The 16172-nt window shown below is 41.4% G+C and carries 12 protein-coding genes; 8 read left to right on the top strand and 4 right to left on the bottom strand.

Going from position 1 to position 16172, the window contains the following annotated elements:
* Positions 1 to 12 precede the first annotated feature (12 nt).
* The gene (gene helD / locus HYN51_RS06230; RefSeq protein ID WP_108899227.1) at positions 13 to 2067 is read right to left on the bottom strand and encodes a DNA helicase IV; all 2055 of its coding nucleotides are present in this window, start codon (positions 2065 to 2067) and stop codon (positions 13 to 15) included.
* A gap of 207 nt (positions 2068 to 2274) precedes the next feature.
* Between helD and HYN51_RS06225 the strand changes: the two genes are divergently transcribed.
* A complete protein-coding gene (locus HYN51_RS06225) occupies positions 2275 to 2727 on the top strand; it encodes a YccF domain-containing protein (protein WP_108899226.1) in 453 nt (150 codons plus the stop codon).
* 37 nt (positions 2728 to 2764) lie between these two features.
* Positions 2765 to 4930: a YccS family putative transporter gene (gene yccS / locus HYN51_RS06220; RefSeq protein ID WP_108899225.1), complete on the top strand. Its 2166-nt coding sequence runs from the start codon at positions 2765 to 2767 to the stop codon at positions 4928 to 4930.
* Between the two features lie 46 nt (positions 4931 to 4976).
* On the opposite strand, the gene HYN51_RS06215 is transcribed toward yccS, so the two are convergent.
* A complete protein-coding gene (locus HYN51_RS06215; RefSeq protein WP_192878456.1) occupies positions 4977 to 5621 on the bottom strand; it encodes a TfoX/Sxy family DNA transformation protein in 645 nt (214 codons plus the stop codon).
* A 210-nt stretch (positions 5622 to 5831) separates the two neighbouring features.
* On the opposite strand from HYN51_RS06215, the gene sulA reads away from it, so the two are divergent.
* Together sulA and ompA are read left to right on the top strand one after the other, a co-directional pair.
* Positions 5832 to 6326: an SOS-induced cell division inhibitor SulA gene (sulA, locus tag HYN51_RS06210; RefSeq protein ID WP_108899223.1), complete on the top strand. Its 495-nt coding sequence runs from the start codon at positions 5832 to 5834 to the stop codon at positions 6324 to 6326.
* Positions 6327 to 7120: 794 nt separating this feature from the next.
* Positions 7121 to 8203: a porin OmpA gene (gene ompA / locus HYN51_RS06205; RefSeq protein WP_108899222.1), complete on the top strand. Its 1083-nt coding sequence runs from the start codon at positions 7121 to 7123 to the stop codon at positions 8201 to 8203.
* 107 nt (positions 8204 to 8310) lie between these two features.
* On the opposite strand, the gene matP is transcribed toward ompA, so the two are convergent.
* Complete coding sequence (gene matP, locus HYN51_RS06200; RefSeq protein ID WP_108899221.1) at positions 8311 to 8766, bottom strand: macrodomain Ter protein MatP; 456 nt, start codon at positions 8764 to 8766, stop codon at positions 8311 to 8313.
* 197 nt (positions 8767 to 8963) lie between these two features.
* Between matP and HYN51_RS06195 the strand changes: the two genes are divergently transcribed.
* The 4 genes from HYN51_RS06195 to ppx all read left to right on the top strand — a co-directional run bounded on the left by HYN51_RS06195 (position 8964) and on the right by ppx (position 15217).
* The gene (locus HYN51_RS06195) at positions 8964 to 10715 is read left to right on the top strand and encodes an AAA family ATPase (protein ID WP_108899220.1); all 1752 of its coding nucleotides are present in this window, start codon (positions 8964 to 8966) and stop codon (positions 10713 to 10715) included.
* A gap of 99 nt (positions 10716 to 10814) precedes the next feature.
* Positions 10815 to 11333, top strand: coding sequence for a bifunctional 3-hydroxydecanoyl-ACP dehydratase/trans-2-decenoyl-ACP isomerase (fabA, locus tag HYN51_RS06190; protein ID WP_108899219.1), 519 nt, complete (start codon positions 10815 to 10817; stop codon positions 11331 to 11333).
* Positions 11334 to 11588: 255 nt separating this feature from the next.
* Entirely contained in the window at positions 11589 to 13682 is a 2094-nt protein-coding gene (ppk1, locus tag HYN51_RS06180) for a polyphosphate kinase 1 (protein ID WP_108899217.1), read from the top strand.
* Positions 13683 to 13684: 2 nt separating this feature from the next.
* On the top strand, positions 13685 to 15217 hold the full coding sequence (gene ppx, locus HYN51_RS06175) for an exopolyphosphatase (RefSeq protein ID WP_108899216.1): 1533 nt from the start codon (positions 13685 to 13687) through the stop codon (positions 15215 to 15217).
* 69 nt (positions 15218 to 15286) lie between these two features.
* Here the strand turns inward: ppx and ompW are convergent, their stop codons facing one another.
* Complete coding sequence (gene ompW, locus HYN51_RS06170; RefSeq protein ID WP_108899215.1) at positions 15287 to 15937, bottom strand: outer membrane protein OmpW; 651 nt, start codon at positions 15935 to 15937, stop codon at positions 15287 to 15289.
* Positions 15938 to 16172: the final 235 nt, after the last annotated feature.

Here is a 16172-nt window from a genome sequence, read left to right as displayed (position 1 = left end):
TACCTAATGGGCTTAAGGTTTTCGTTTTATTACGGCACCCGTATCCGCTAATTGTTTAACAAATACCGATGGAGACTCGGTATCTTGCAATAGCCATACTTGGTACTTGGCACGAGTTAGTGCCACATACAACAAACGTCGCTCTTCTGCATAGGGAAAACGTTCCGTTTGCGGTAATAACACCTGCTCAATTACAGAACTATTTTCTATCGATGGGAAACCATCACGTCCTGAGTGTAATCCAGTAATAATCACATACTCAGCCTGTTGCCCTTTACTGGCATGCATTGTCATAAATTCAATATTCAATTTTGGCCACCGCGTTGAGGCTTTAGCCAAAACAGCGGGTTTCGAATAATGATAACGCCCCAGAACAAGAATTTTTTCATTCTGCTTAACATAACTGCTTAACTTATCGAACAATGCTTCTAACTGGTTATCGGGCAAAATAGTAATCGGGTGTTTTTCTCCCTGAATCTGGCTGGAGATATCTCTTTTTATCTGAGCCGGATTTTGCTGAATATAACGGCTGGTAATATCACTAATACGCTGACCAAAGCGATACGTTAAATCCAAATGACATTGCTCACCCACCCCAAATATATGATTGAAGTTTGCCGTTAATAACTGTTCTGCGCCACTGAATCGATATATGGATTGCCAATCATCACCAACAGCAAACAGGCTGCTTCCCGTTTGCTGGCCCCGTAGTGCATTAATTAATGTCGCCCGTTGGGGTGAAATATCCTGAAACTCATCCACCAAAATGTAACGCCAGGGACTAACAAATTTTCCTTTTTCAATCAAATTAACGGCTTGATGAAGTAAGCCGGGGAAATCCACTGCGCCTTCTTCTTTCAGCGCTTTTTTCCAGGCTTTTAATAGCGGTGTAAGCAGGCGTATTTTTTTCTGAAAATCTGCTTTCAACTCTTCTGGTGCAGATTCAATCATCTCAGCCTGACTTCCACCACGATTACGAATTAAACCAAGCCAGTAATCCAACCTCACGGATAAGCGCTCAGATAAGACACTGTCTTTCCAGAATGCTTCTTCTGCCAGTTGCCACCCTAACTCTTGAGATAACCAGTTTTTCCAACCAGATGCCTGACTTTTTTGCTCTGCACACGCTAACTGCCACTGCTGAATCAAGAAGTTCTGCCGGTTTTTGGTATCTGTTTCCAGTTTACTAATCAGTGGAACTTTCTTGCTGCATTGACTGATTATTGATAATGCTAACGCATGAAATGTTTTAGCCTGAATATCCGTTCTACCTAAACGTTGCTGGATACGGCTATTCATCTCATCAGCAGCATTACGCCCAAATGCCAGTAATAATACTTCCTCAGCGATTGCTTCTTTTCGATATAGTAGCCACCCAGCTCTGGCAACCAAAACGGATGTTTTACCACTGCCAGCTCCCGCCAGAACTAGAACATTTCTTTCACCACTAATAACGGCTCTGCATTGTGCTTCATTCAGCGGTTGTGTCTCGATATGGTCAAAAAACTGACGATGTTGCTTTAGCATTGTTTGAACCCAATGCTGATTAGTCGTATCAATCAGCTGATTTCCACCCGTTAGCCATTTTGAACAAAATGAATAACAAGCTTGGCAGTTAGCAAACTCTGTCAAACGCTCCACAGGTAACGGAACCGAACTCACAACTGCGGTTACTTCATCCTGAATATCTAATAAATCATCATTCGTGAGCCATCGTTCCTGTCGTAAACGAACATTAATTTTTTCTGCCTGTTGTTTTAGCAAATCGGCAGCAATCTGGCTCATCTCCTCTCCCCACTGCTGCCAAACGCTCATCAAATGATGATAGAATTGCTGGGTTTCTTGCCACTCAGTGCCATGAAGGCGAACTACTTTTTGCCCAGGTAATTCAAACTCCAGTTCTCCCCAGACAATGCCTCTTTTACAGCGAACGGCGACCAATTGATTGAAAGGAAGAGTGTAGACGTGTTTCGGACCACTGACTTCAACGCCAGCATTCAGCATTTTCACCCGATTATAGGGATGCTGTGCTAAATGTTGCCCAACTGAAGTTGATTTCAATTCCATCGTGTTAACAGCGCCTGTTTTGTGCAGTAAAAATTCGAATCACAGTTTACCCTTTATTACACCGTGCTCTCCAGCCAGAACTGCGAAACATGCTGAATTTATCAGTTGGAATTATGATCGGTAACTCTTTTCCATTGAGTAAATTTGAATAAACCGTAACAATACGATCGTTATATCTATTCTCTTATCAATGTGCGGAGTTATCTGATGCGTAGTATATTAAATATACTCAATTTTATTCTCGGTGGTGTGATCACTACATTAGGATGGTTACTGGCAACAATCGTAACCATTGTGCTGATATTTACTCTGCCATTAACGCGTTCCTGTTGGGAAATAACCAAACTTTCATTGTTTCCATTTGGTAATGAAGCCATACATGTTGACGATCTCAATCCTAATGAGAAAAGTGCATTGATGAATGTCGGCGGAACTGCGCTGAATATTTTTTGGTTTATCTTTTTTGGTTGGTGGTTATGTTTGGCTCATATCTGTGCCGGCATAGCTCAGTGTATTACCATTATTGGTATTCCCGTGGGAATTGCTAACTTCAAAATAGCCGTTATCGCGCTATGGCCAGTTGGTCGTCGTGTCGTGTCAGTTGAAGTCGCACAAGAAGCCCGTATATCTAAAGCTCAGCGCCAACTTCAGCAGCGTTAAACCTTTATCATTTCATGATGAGTAACAGGATACGGATGTGATTTCATTGATATTAGGGCTTCGTCGTTACTTTTATAATAGTAATCTGCTCTATAGCATCCGTATCTTTATAGCACTAACCGGTGTGGTGTTTGTTCCTTGGTGGATTAATCAAAGTTTACTCACTCTTCCATTAACTCTCGGTGTTGTTGCCGCAGCCTTAACCGATCTGGACGACCGCCTGAGCGGACGGCTGCGTAATTTGTTGATTACGCTTATCTGCTTTTTTCTGGCTTCTGTTTCTATTGAATTATTGTTCCCCTACCCTTGGCTATTTGCTGTTGCTTTACTCTTCTCAACAGCAGGATTTATTCTGTTAGGATCCCTTGGTCAACGTTATGCCACCATCGCTTTTGGTGCTTTACTTATCGCTATCTATACTATGTTGGGAGAATCACTGTACGAATCATGGTATACACAGCCAGTATTGCTGTTGGCGGGAGCCATTTGGTATAACCTCATTACTCTGTTAGGGCATCTGATTTTACCTATTCGCCCACTGCAAGATAATCTGGCTCGCGGTTTTGATAGCCTAGCCAACTATCTTGATACCAAATCAATGTTATTTGACCCCGATGAAGAGCATCAATTTACCGACCAACTGATTCATACCACCATGGCAAATGGTGTATTGGTTAGCACGCTAAACCAGACGAAAGTTTCACTGCTGACCCGCCTTAAAGGCGATAGAGGGCAGCGTAGTACCCGCAGAATGCTACATTACTATTTTGTTGCTCAGGATATTCACGAACAGGCTAGTTCTTCTCATGCTCAGTACCAACAGTTAAGTGAGGCGCTGCGCTATACCGATATTCTTTTTCGCCTCCAACGTCTTTTAACCTTGCAGTCAAAAGCATGTCGAAATGTTGCCTATTCTATTCGATACCAGCAAAAGTATGTTCATGATACTTATCAGACTCAAGCGATAACGCATCTGGAAAAAAGTTTATCTAATCTGGCGTCCAGCTATAAACTACCTGTCGCTATGACACAGTCATTACAGCATCTGCTGAATAATTTTAAAGCTATTGATTTCCAGCTAAATAACATCGAATCGGAACAAATAACGAACACTGAATCAGTGCCAGACAGCACGTTGGCTGATGACAAACTTACGGGCTTAAAAGATATCTGGATAAGAATTTCTCAAAATCTAACGCCGCAATCAGCCCTATTTCGCCATGCGGTGAGAATGTCTGTGGTCTTGTGCATTGGGTATGCCATTATCCAACTCGCTAATTTGCAAAATGGTTACTGGATTATGCTAACCAGTTTATTTGTTTGCCAGCCGAACTATAATGCAACTCGAACTCGTCTGACGTTAAGAGTTGTGGGTACTGTCGCTGGTATTTTATTGGGTCTACCAATCCTCTATTTTGTTCCTTCTCAGGAAGGCCAGCTAATCCTAATTGTTATCAGTGGCGTTCTGTTTTTTACCTTCCGAAATGTTCGTTATGCCTATGCGACCATGTTTATCACACTATTAGTACTTTGCTGTTTTAACTTGTTAGGCGAAGGTTTTCAAGTCGCTCTTCCCCGAATTATCGATACACTGCTAGGTTGCGGTATTGCCTGGGCTGCGGTTAGTTTTATTTGGCCTGACTGGAAATTCAGACAGCTACCCGTAGTACTGAAGAATGCTATTGATGCAAATTGCCGTTATCTTGATGCCATACTGGAGCAATATCATCAGGGCAAGAACAACAGTGTCGACTACCGAATAGTACGACGTAATGCCCACAACTGTGATGCTGAACTGGCCTCTGTAATTTCCAGCATGGCTGCGGAACCGAATAAAGATGCCCGTAAGTTGGATAATGGTTTCCGCTTACTCTGCTTAAGCCACTCTTTGCTGGGTTACATTTCAGCATTAGGGGCCCAACGAGAACAGTTAACCGATAGCCCAGAAATACTGTCTCTTCTTGATGATGCTGTTTGTTATATTGATGATGCGTTACAAATAAATACTGAACAGAATGAGAAAATAATTTCAACTCTCAATGCTGTTAATCAAAAAATCAAAATACTCAGCAGTCATTCTAAAAATAAAAACCAATTAGTTACACAACAACTAGCGCTAATAATTGGGCTGCTGCCTGAGTTTATCTCTCTGTCAGATACAATCTATACTGAGATAAACACATCTCCCGTGTCCACCAATTAAGAGCGCTATTTATTGAATTATTTTATTTTTTCAGCATTAACAAAATCTACTTTTTTGTCTTATCATAAAGCTCCAACTGCTCGGCCAAATCATTACGAAGTTCGGCGGGTAAAATAGCAACATGGCACCCCTCTATTGCGCCCGCTAATGAAAAAAGTAGCTCGAGTTTAATACCTTTTTTCATTTCTCGAATCTTAATGAAAGAATGTAATGCCCCTAGGCTAAATAGCTCTTCACAAGATTTAATTCCTGCTTGCCTTAACATCCGTTCTATTGCCAAATTAAGATTGGGTAAATCCTTTATTCTCACATACTCCTGAGTATCTTTTTCCCTCATTTCAGATGAAGCCGCAGAAAGTGCATAGGTAGCAAATCGTCGTAAAACTTCTTTATTCCTCCATAGAGACTCATTCACGTGGTAATACTTCAGTAACACAGGGATCCCCCTCTTGTTGTACACAAACTGACTCATACCATACGTAACAAAAATTGATTCCAGTTGGTTGTTTGCTCTTAAATAAAATTTATCTTCAGATACTAATCCAAACATTACCTTGCCTTTACATATCCCATAGCCCCCAAACATTGAACGAGATGTGAGTTCTCCCAATTCGCTAAAATGCTCGATAACGTTCCTGACTAATTGTTTGGTATTTTCTCTGTCCATATGACCTCTTATGTTGCTGTTCATAGATAATTTCCGTTTAGTTCGATATGTAACGACATAAAGTAACGTGTCGAAACTATTTTCAACATAATCAATTTTCAAAAAATATCTAGAAGTCATAGTGAGTTAATTCATAATTAATGCAAAATTTGCGAAGCATCATGAAAATACTTGATTTCCTACAACGCCTCGAGTACTGTATAAAAATACAGTACAGTTACAGGTGATTAAATTATGCGCTCAATACAACAAACACAACATAACGCTTTATATGCATTAACTAATACCATAGGTTCTGTCCAGGAGCATGTTTATACTTCCAGACAAGTGAGTGAAATCATCTACGATCCGCAAAATCCATTCACACTTCACCTGTTACTTCCTTTCCTTCAGCAATTAGGCCATCAACCACGCTGGCAACTTTGGCTTTCACCTGAACGTCGCCTAAACCGCTATTGGATAAATAGTTTGGGATTACCGGAAAATAAAACCATCGGATTAAATTCTGTTTCAACTGAGAGCGGCATTGAAATGATGGAGAAAGCATTACGTAGCGGTAACTTCAGTTCTGTAATTGCTTGGTTACCCGCCATGAGTATGACGCTTAAAGAAAGATTAAACCAAGCGGCAAAGGAAGGTGATTGTTATGGATTCATCTTACAACCTCTTCCAATGTTACAGAATTCCCTGTTGCATAATGATCTGTTTAGTAAATCTCATTGGCACTAACCGATATAGTGCCCTATATAATCAACCAATAGGGTATATATGGTTAGAAATTTGATAACACATCGTAATACTACGCCCTGAAATTTAGCCCAATGCGTTGCTATTGATAAGAAAAGGCCTAAGCATTAAAACTTATTTTAAGTAAATATTTATATTTACCAATTAGCCTGCACCCATTTTGTAGATGAATACATTAATAGACTAAAAATAGACATTAAATATTAAATGTAGGGGGATTTGTAGACATTTTCCCACGGATAATCATAACCCAATATAATTACTTCCAATGGTAAAGATTCTTTTATTGCCGTCAGAAACAACTCTTCCCTCTGTATCAAACAATTGGATTATCAGACCTCATCGCATCTTTACTTAAGTTAACATAAAATTACAAACCCCCTGTTGTGTAATTTTATGTTACATTATAAGAATCCACCAATAGCACAGAATGCTTAACACCTTCCTTTCTTCTCTCATAATCATTAATTTATCACTATGATTTATTCAACTTGATTATTATACTGTCTCTCAGATTAGCTTTTAATTAGGAGTTACTGACGTAACACAGACGTTAATAATTAAACTAATCAGGATATTTTTATCTGCTTTTAGTACTCAACACTTGTAACTTTTCTTACACGTTGTAAACTTTACCTTGATTAGGTTGCTTTATGGTTCCGGATTCTCGATGTCAGTCATGGATTGATGTGGGTACTTTAACTTCGAACTTTAAAACTAGAACCACATAGCATTAACTTATATCACTACTATTTTAGATGATAACGAGGCGCAAAATGAAAAAGACAGCAATTGCACTAGCAATGGCACTGACCGGTTTAGCTACTGCAGCACAGGCCGCTCCATTAGACAACACTTGGTACACTGGTGCTAAAGTGGGTTGGTCTTCTTACCATGACACTGGCTTTTACAAGAACGGTAATGGTTTAGATACACTGAACAACCAAAATACCCACCCTAATCAATTAGGTGCTGGTGCTTATTTCGGTTATCAAGCTAACCAATATTTAGGTTTTGAATTAGGTTATGACTGGTTAGGTCGTATGACTTACCGTGGTGATAACAGTGCCGCTTATAAAGCTCAAGGCATCCAATTAGCAGCTAAACTGAGCTATCCAATCATGAACGATCTGGATATCTACACCCGTTTAGGTGCTATGGGCTGGCGTGGTGACGCTAAAGTTCATCCAGCATCTGGTGGCGAAGGCAAAGCTCACGATACCGGTATTTCTCCACTGGCAGCAGTTGGTGTTGAATACGCTATCACTCCAAGCATCGCTACTCGTTTAGATTACCAGTGGGTTAACAACATCGGTAACGGCGACGCTGATAGCGTTAATACCCGTCCAGACAACGGCATGCTGAGCTTAGGCCTAGCTTACCGTTTTGGTCAAACCAAAGCTGCAGCTCCAGCAGTAGTTGCTGTACCAGTTGTTGAAACTAAGCGTTTCACTCTGAAATCTGACGTTCTGTTTGCTTTCAACAAAGCAAACCTGAAGCCAGAAGGTAAGCAAGCTCTGGATCAATTATACGGTGAATTAAGTTCAATCAACCCAACCAACGGTTCTTTAGTTGTTCTGGGCTATACTGACCGTATCGGTTCTGAAAAGTACAACCAAAAACTGTCTGAACAACGTGCTCATAGCGTTGTTAGCTACTTAGTATCTAAAGGCATCCCTTCTGATAAGATTTCTGCTCGTGGTTTAGGCAAATCTAACCCAGTTACCGGTTCTACCTGTGATGGTCTGAAACGTGGTGCTGCTCTGATCGACTGTCTGTCTCCAGATCGTCGTGTAGAGATCGAAGTTAAAGGCGCTAAAGACATCGTAACTGAAGTTAAAGAAGCTGTTAGAAAGTAATAGCCCTCTAAGATAGCGTTATGCAAAAACCCCGCTCTGCGGGGTTTTTTATTAAGAATAATAAAACTGACCAATCACATCAGCATTTCTCTGCTTCACCGCAGATATCACTTATCCTGAGTTAAAATATCTTTCAAATCCTGTTTCAGTAACGACATCTGATTAGCATACTGCTCTTTTCTTTCAGCATCTTCGATAAGCTGAACAATAGTTTCAGATAGCGTTGACCCACGGCGTTGAGATAAGGCAGAGAGACGCTGCCACACCAAGAACTCAAGATCGATAGACTTTTTACGCGTGTGCTGCTGTTCTGCATTAAAATGGCGTTTACGTCTGGCTCGGATAGTTTGTTTCAACCGGTTTAATAGATCAGGATTAATATGAGCACCGATCCATTCATGAACCCGATACGGTTCATTCTCTAACTGCAGCAACTCATCCACTTTTTCCTGGGCGGCGCTATATTCTAGATAGCGAGTTATCTCTTCACCTTCCCGATGTTTTTTAACCAGATACTTCCACTTCCACCCACTTTCAAGATTATCTAACTGCTGATATTTCATAAAGCACCTAATTGAGTGACCGTGTAACATTTGTAGCATAGCAGCTTTTGAAGCCTTCTCAATACTTTGCCCCAACAGTTTTGTCGCCATTGTCTATAATATTGATCAGACAATTAGTTAAGTGAATCACGGGAGTATGAACTCCGTGTGTTTCTTGTATAATCTCGTTTTCCTTTTTGAATTAAACAGCGAATACTTTGACTATCAATCGACTTGAATGGCAACAGTTATTGCCAAATACCGCAGCCTGTACAGGCTTGTTCGAACGAGAATATCGTCGCGAACCACTAAACATTGCAATCACACAGCCTCGTTTGCAGAAGTCTCTATCTACTTTCTGTCATCAACATGCGACGGCTTCACCGTTCATGTTGATAAAAGCCGTTGATAGCCGAGCCTACCTCTCACTGATCCATGATGCGGTAAAAAATATTCAGCCCGCACGCTCTGACACTTTTGGTAGTCGATATGAAATCAACAATACGGTTATAAGCCGTGTTGATGCCCAAAGTAAAAGCGACAATTTCGCAGCTACTGATGACTGCCTGTATGAAGAATGGTTGGAAATAGAACAACTGTTTGGCTGCCTGCGTAAACACAATGATAGCTATACGCTGGAACCCGGTTTGATTCATCAAGCAAACGGTGGGATTCTGATTCTTTCTGTTCGCACCTTACTCACCCAACCACATCTGTGGTTCCGGTTAAAGCAAGCTGTAGTTAGCAAGCGTTTTCAGTGGTTTTCTGTTGATGATACACGCCCTTTACCACTATCAATTCCTTCAATGCCATTAGAGTTGAAAGTTATTTTAGTCGGCGATCGCTACGGATTGGGTGAATTTCAAGAGTTGGAACCTGAACTCATTGAACAGGTTATTTATACTGAATTCGAAACCGATCTCGTCGTTAGTCAGGACGAGGATATTGTGACTTGGTGTGAATATCTCAATTCTGTTGCCTGTCACTATCAGTTACCTTCTATTGATGCCAATGCTTACCCTTCGTTGATTAATATCGCCATTAGAAAAAGCGGCGATCAGGAAAAATTGCCCCTCTGCCCTCAATGGTTAAGCCATATACTCAGCGATGCCGTGCCTTTTGCCATGCCTAATATTACCGCTCAGTCTTTGGAGCAGTCCGAACAAGAGAAGCAGTGGCGTGAGAGCTATCTCTCCGAAATGGTATTAGACGATATAGACCTTGGTCAGGTTCGCATCGAAACTGAAGGTTTTGTTATTGGTCAAATCAATGGATTATCCGTTTTAGAATATCCGGGGCATCCCCGCGCTATGGGAGAACCATCACGCATTAGTTGTGTGGTTCATCTGGGTGATGGAGAAATCATGGATGTGGAGAGAAAGTCCGAGTTGGGCGGTAATCTACATGCCAAGGGCATCATGATTATGCAGGCCTTTATTGCCGCAGAGCTGGCCTCAGACCAACAGTTCCCATTTTCTGGTTCTATCGTATTTGAACAATCCTATGGCGAAGTAGATGGTGATAGCGCTTCTTTAGCCGGCCTGTGTGCACTGATGAGCGCATTATCACAGCAACCTATTAATCAGCAAATTGCCGTAACCGGTTCAGTCGATCAGTTTGGTAATGTTCAAACCATCGGTGGAATTAACGAAAAAATCGAAGGATTTTTTGACGTTTGTAATAACCGTGAATTAACTGGTTCTCAAGGCGTTATTTTGCCGCTGACTAATATTCGTCATCTCTGTTTAAAAGATGAGGTTGTTGAAGCGGTCAAGGCCGGTCATTTCCATTTATGGGCTATCGACCATGCACAAGATGCCCTGCCATTACTAACGGGATTACCTTACGTTGATGAAAATAAACCAAGCATCATTGGTTCCATTCAGGAACGCATTACTCAAGTAGCAGGTAACGATCGTAACCGCCTGCCATGGCCTCTTCGTTGGCTTAATTGGTTCAATCGCGGCTGATCGGACTTGTTCAGCTTACAACTGTAAGCTAATCTAGTGCGATATTACTGATGGGTAGACTGCCCTTTTACATATTTAAAAGATAAGGTTAGTACAATTATGTTTGAAAAACGCGAATCCTATACAAAAGAAGACCTGCTTGCTTCAGGTCGTGGTGAATTGTTTGGCGCAGGCGGACCTCCATTACCAGCACCAAATATGCTAATGATGGATCGCATTGTAAAAATGACCGAAACCGGCGGGCAATATGACAAAGGTTATGTAGAAGCAGAATTAGATATTAATCCTGACCTGTGGTTCTTTGGTTGTCACTTTATTGGCGATCCTGTTATGCCTGGTTGTTTAGGTCTAGATGCTATGTGGCAATTAGTGGGCTTCTATTTAGGCTGGTTAGGTGGTGAAGGTAAAGGCCGTGCATTAGGCGTGGGTGAAGTTAAACTTACTGGTCAGATATTACCAACGGCGAAAAAAGTGACTTATCGTCTGCATCTGAAGCGTATCGTTAATCGCCGTTTAATTATGGGATTAGCCGATGGCGAAGTATTAGTCGATGGACGCGTAATTTATACCGCAACCGATCTGAAAGTGGGTCTGTTCAAAGACACCAGCGCATTCTAAAAATCGCCGTTTATTGATTTAGGGTGATTTTCACCATCGTAATAAAGACGTATTTCATCCCAATGGAATACGTCTTTATTGTTTGAGCTATTTATATTTATCGGCGGTTGTTTAGATGCTTCTTCATAGAGATGCACGATCTTACCAAGGTTGGCTAAACTATTAACTGCAGAACAATTCCTCTCAGGTATCTGTGGACTTGCCCCCACACTAATCGCCATAATGGTCTTATTATTCAGCTGTCACGGAGTCATGATGAATCAGGAAAAGCTCTATATTGAGAAAGAACTGAGCTGGTTATCGTTCAATGAGCGGGTGTTACAGGAAGCTGCTGATAAAAGTAACCCGTTGATTGAGCGGATCCGATTTTTAGGCATCTATTCCAGCAACCTCGATGAGTTTTACAAGGTTCGTTTTGCCGATGTAAAACGGCGTATTCTGATTAAAGAAGAACAAGGATCTGCATCCAGCTCCAGACAGGTTTTAAAAAAAATTCAGGCCAAAGTATTAAAGACTGACCTAGAATTTGACAACTTATACAATGAACTGCTGCTGGAAATGGCCCGTAATCAGGTGTTTCTGATCAATGAACGTCAATTATCTGAAAACCAGCAAATCTGGCTACGTCATTACTTCAAAAACCATCTTAGACAACACATTACCCCTATTCTGCTTAATAACGACATCAGCCTGCTTGAATTTTTAAAAGACGACTACACCTATTTGGCCGTTGAAATCGTAATTAATGCAGAGAAGAAAGACTATGCCCTGTTAGAAATTCCATCTAATAAGGTCTCTCGTTTTATTACTTTGCCGCCTGAGCCACCTCGCCGGCGTAAGCCAATGATCTTGTTAGATAACATTATTCGTTTTTGCCTTGATGATATCTTTAAAGGCTTCTTCGATTATCAGTCTCTCGATGCTTACTCGATGAAAATGACTCGAGATGCCGAATATGACCTAGTAAACGAAATGGAATCCAGCTGGCTTGAACTTATGTCCTCCAGCCTGAAACAGCGTCTCACTGCAGAACCTGTTCGTTTTGTTTATCAACGTGATATGCCAAATGATATGGTGGAAATCCTGCGTAAAAAACTGGGTATTTCCTCTTATGACTCGGTGATTCCCGGTGGCCGATATCATAATTTTAAAGACTTTATCAGTTTCCCAAATGTTGGTAAGGCCAATCTGGTCAATAAACCGTTACCCCGTTTAAGACACATCTGGTTCAATAATTTCCGTAATGGATTTGATGCCATCAAAGAGCGCGACGTACTGCTCTACTATCCTTACCATACTTTCGAGCATGTTCTTGAACTGGTTCGTCAGGCGTCATTTGACCCCAACGTATTAGCCATCAAAATTAATATTTATCGAGTTGCCAAAGAATCTCGCATTATCGAATCAATGATTAATGCTGCACACAATGGCAAAAAAGTCACTGTGGTTGTAGAACTGCAGGCACGCTTTGATGAAGAAGCCAATATTCATTGGGCGAAACGCTTAACGGAAGCGGGGGTGCACGTTATCTTCTCGGCCCCTGGCCTGAAAATTCATGCCAAACTTTTCCTTATTTCTCGAATAGAAGATGGTCAGATTGTTCGCTATGCCCATATTGGTACCGGTAATTTTAATGAGAAAACCGCCCGTCTCTATACTGACTTTTCTCTGCTTACCGCAGATTCCCGTATTACTAATGAAGTACGCCGAGTATTTAACTTTATTGAAAATCCTTATCGTCCCGTTAGTTTTGAGCATTTACTGGTTTCACCTCAAAACTCTCGCTTAATGCTTAACAAGCTGATCGACAGAGAAATTTCCTTTGCTCAGGCAGGATTGGATGCGGGTATCACTTTAAAAATTAACAATCTAGTAGACAAAGAGCTAATTGACAGACTTTACGCGGCTTCTGGTGCCGGCGTGAAAATTCGCCTTATTGTACGCGGTATGTGTTCACTGGTGCCTAATCTCCCTGGTATTAGCGAAAATATTCAAGTTACCAGTATCGTTGACCGATTCTTGGAACATGCTCGCGTATATATTTTTGAGAATCAGGGCAACAACCAGGTATTTATCTCCTCGGCTGACTGGATGACCCGAAATATTGACTACCGTATTGAAGTCGGCGTTGCCATTCTCGATCCGGTGCTTAAACAACGGGTTCTCGATATCATTGATATTCAACTCTCTGACACGGTTAAAGCCCGCATTATTGATAAAGAGTTAAATAATCAATATGTACCTCGAGGAAACCGCCGAAAAGTTCGTTCGCAAATTGCCATTTATGACTATCTGAAAGCATTGGAACAGCCGTCCAACATAGAGTCGACGGATATAGCAGAGAAATAATAATGCATTTAAACGATTCAATAACAACAAAACCACAAGAAATCGCCGCTATTGATTTAGGATCTAACAGCTTTCATATGGTTATCGCCCGTGTTGTTAACGGAGCATTGCAAATTTTAGGTCGTTTGAAACAGCGAGTTCATCTGGCTGATGGTCTGGATAGGGATAACTATCTCAGTGAAGAAGCGATACTACGTGGACTCAACTGTTTAAGCCTATTTGCGGAGCGCCTTCAGGGCTTCTCTCCAGACAGTGTGCGTATCGTTGGCACCCATACTTTACGTCTGGCAGTAAACGGCCAAGATTTTCTACAGCGCGCCAGTGAAATTCTGCCCTATCCAATTGAAATTATCGCAGGACAAGAAGAAGCTCGTCTGATCTATATGGGAGTGGCCCATACCCAACCGGAAAAAGGCCGTAAACTGGTTATTGATATTGGCGGTGGTTCTACCGAATTGGTTATTGGCGAAGATTTCTCACCGATTATTGCTGAGAGTCGGCGTATGGGATGCGTCAGCTTCGCCAAGTTATTCTTTCCCAATAATCAGATCACTAAGCAGAATTTCCAACGTGCACAACTGGCGGCAGAACAAAAGCTGGAAAATCTGGCCTGGCAATACCGTATTCAGGGCTGGCAATATGCCTTAGGCGCATCAGGAACCATTAAAGCCGTACACAATGTGCTTGTTGAAGAAATGGGAGAACGAGACGGCATAATTACGCCTGAACGTCTGGAGCAAGTGGTTAATGCTACACTCAAATTCAAATCCTTCGATGCTATTGATTTAGAAGGCCTGTCTCCCGATCGCCAAAGCGTTTTTGTTCCCGGTCTAGCTATTTTATGCGGCATATTTAATGCACTGGCAATTAAAGAGCTAAGATTATCTGATGGTGCGTTGCGAGAAGGTGTTCTGTATGAAATGGAGAGCCGTTTCCGCCATCAGGATATTCGTAGCAGAACGGCCATCAGTTTAGCTGAACATTACAATATTGACCGGGAACAGGCCAACCGAGTATTAACCACTACCCAATCATTCTATGCTCAATGGCTTGCTCAAAGCCCCTCACTGGCAAACCCTCAGTTGGAAGCCTTGCTTGGTTGGGCCGCTATGTTACACGAAGTGGGATTAAGCATTAACCACAGTAGTATGCAGCGCCATTCCGCCTATATTCTTCAAAATACGAACCTGCCAGGTTTTAATCAGGAGCATCAACTTCTGTTAGCCTCTCTAGTTCGCTTTCATCGTAAAGGGATAAAATTAGATGAACTCCCCAACTTTAATTTAGTGAAGAAGCGTCAGTTTATTCCGCTGATCCAAATTCTTCGCTTGGCGATCCTGTTGAACAATCAACGCCAAGCAACGACAGAGCCTGAGTATTGTCGACTTTATAGCGATGACTACCATATCACACTGATTTTCCCGCCTCAGTATCTAGATAAAAATAGCTTGGTACTCGCCGATCTGGAAAAAGAGCAGGAATATTGGGAGGATGTAGCCGGTTGGAAATTATTGCTAAAAAATGATGATGAATAACCTAAATATCAAGGTAAGTAGCAAAAACGCCGGTGTCACCGGCGTTTCAATTTCATCTGGCTAACTCAATCAGAACTTATAGCCAACACCAAACATAAATGCCCATGGGTCAAGTCGCGTACTGATGCTATGACCAGTACGGTTACCCGCCGCATCGGTTGATGTGAAGTTAACATCAGTATCGATGTTCATCCACCACACAGAAGTATTCACTACCCAGTTTTTATCAACGTTATAGTCAACACCCGCTTGTAACGCCACTCCCCATGAATCATCAACGCTTAAGTTACTTAAACCAGCACTTTTGCCAGTATTATTGAAGTCTTCACTAAAGAATGTGGTGTAGTTAATACCCGCCCCCAAATAAGGACGCCATACGCTCTCTTTACTACCAAAATAATACTGAGCCATTAGTGATGGTGGTAATTGTTTAACTGTCGCAATCGTACCTGTGGCTTTTAAGCCAACATCATGATTGAACGGTGTCGCACCTAACAATTCAATACCGATGTTATCCGTAATCATATAACCGAAAGTTAATCCAAGCTGTGTATCATTATTGACGTTAAATGAGCCCAGACCCAACACATTATCAGAACCTTCATTCGGTCTCACTGTAACGGAACCAGCTCGGAATAAAAAATCACCTGCCTGATGAGCAAAAGCAAATGAAGGTGCTAATGTTGCAGTAATTAAACAAACCAGAGGGAGTTTTTTCATTATCCATATTCCTTTTAGGGTAAATGTGTGTGAAATATACCTCATTGGTAGTAAATTGGATCCAATACCGATCACAGTTCATGACAAAAATTGACACAACACCGAGATCAACAAATTAGTTATTTTTTACTGATATTCCACATTTGATCTAGATAAGCATTCATCGATATGCAACGCATTTAGCGATACTGATATCTTCATCAAAAGAAAGAAATCCTAATACCTGAACGGGTAT

This window comes from Limnobaculum parvum (assembly GCF_003096015.2).
Lineage (GTDB): Bacteria > Pseudomonadota > Gammaproteobacteria > Enterobacterales > Enterobacteriaceae > Limnobaculum > Limnobaculum parvum.
Note: the sequence above shows the minus strand (reverse complement) of the source record. Positions and strands in the feature narration are given on the sequence as shown.

Excerpts from the sequence above, each read along its gene's own strand:
- fabA (WP_108899219.1), top strand. The coding sequence starts at position 10,815 with ATGTTTGAAAAACGCGAATCCTATACAAAAGAAGACCTGCTTGCTTCA.
- helD (WP_108899227.1), bottom strand. The coding sequence starts at position 2,067 with ATGGAATTGAAATCAACTTCAGTTGGGCAACATTTAGCACAGCATCCC.
- sulA (WP_108899223.1), top strand. The coding sequence starts at position 5,832 with ATGCGCTCAATACAACAAACACAACATAACGCTTTATATGCATTAACT.
- HYN51_RS06225 (WP_108899226.1), top strand. The coding sequence starts at position 2,275 with ATGCGTAGTATATTAAATATACTCAATTTTATTCTCGGTGGTGTGATC.
- ompA (WP_108899222.1), top strand. The coding sequence starts at position 7,121 with ATGAAAAAGACAGCAATTGCACTAGCAATGGCACTGACCGGTTTAGCT.
- ompW (WP_108899215.1), bottom strand. The coding sequence starts at position 15,937 with ATGAAAAAACTCCCTCTGGTTTGTTTAATTACTGCAACATTAGCACCT.
- ppx (WP_108899216.1), top strand. The coding sequence starts at position 13,685 with ATGCATTTAAACGATTCAATAACAACAAAACCACAAGAAATCGCCGCT.
- ppk1 (WP_108899217.1), top strand. The coding sequence starts at position 11,589 with ATGAATCAGGAAAAGCTCTATATTGAGAAAGAACTGAGCTGGTTATCG.
- HYN51_RS06215 (WP_192878456.1), bottom strand. The coding sequence starts at position 5,621 with ATGAACAGCAACATAAGAGGTCATATGGACAGAGAAAATACCAAACAA.
- matP (WP_108899221.1), bottom strand. The coding sequence starts at position 8,766 with ATGAAATATCAGCAGTTAGATAATCTTGAAAGTGGGTGGAAGTGGAAG.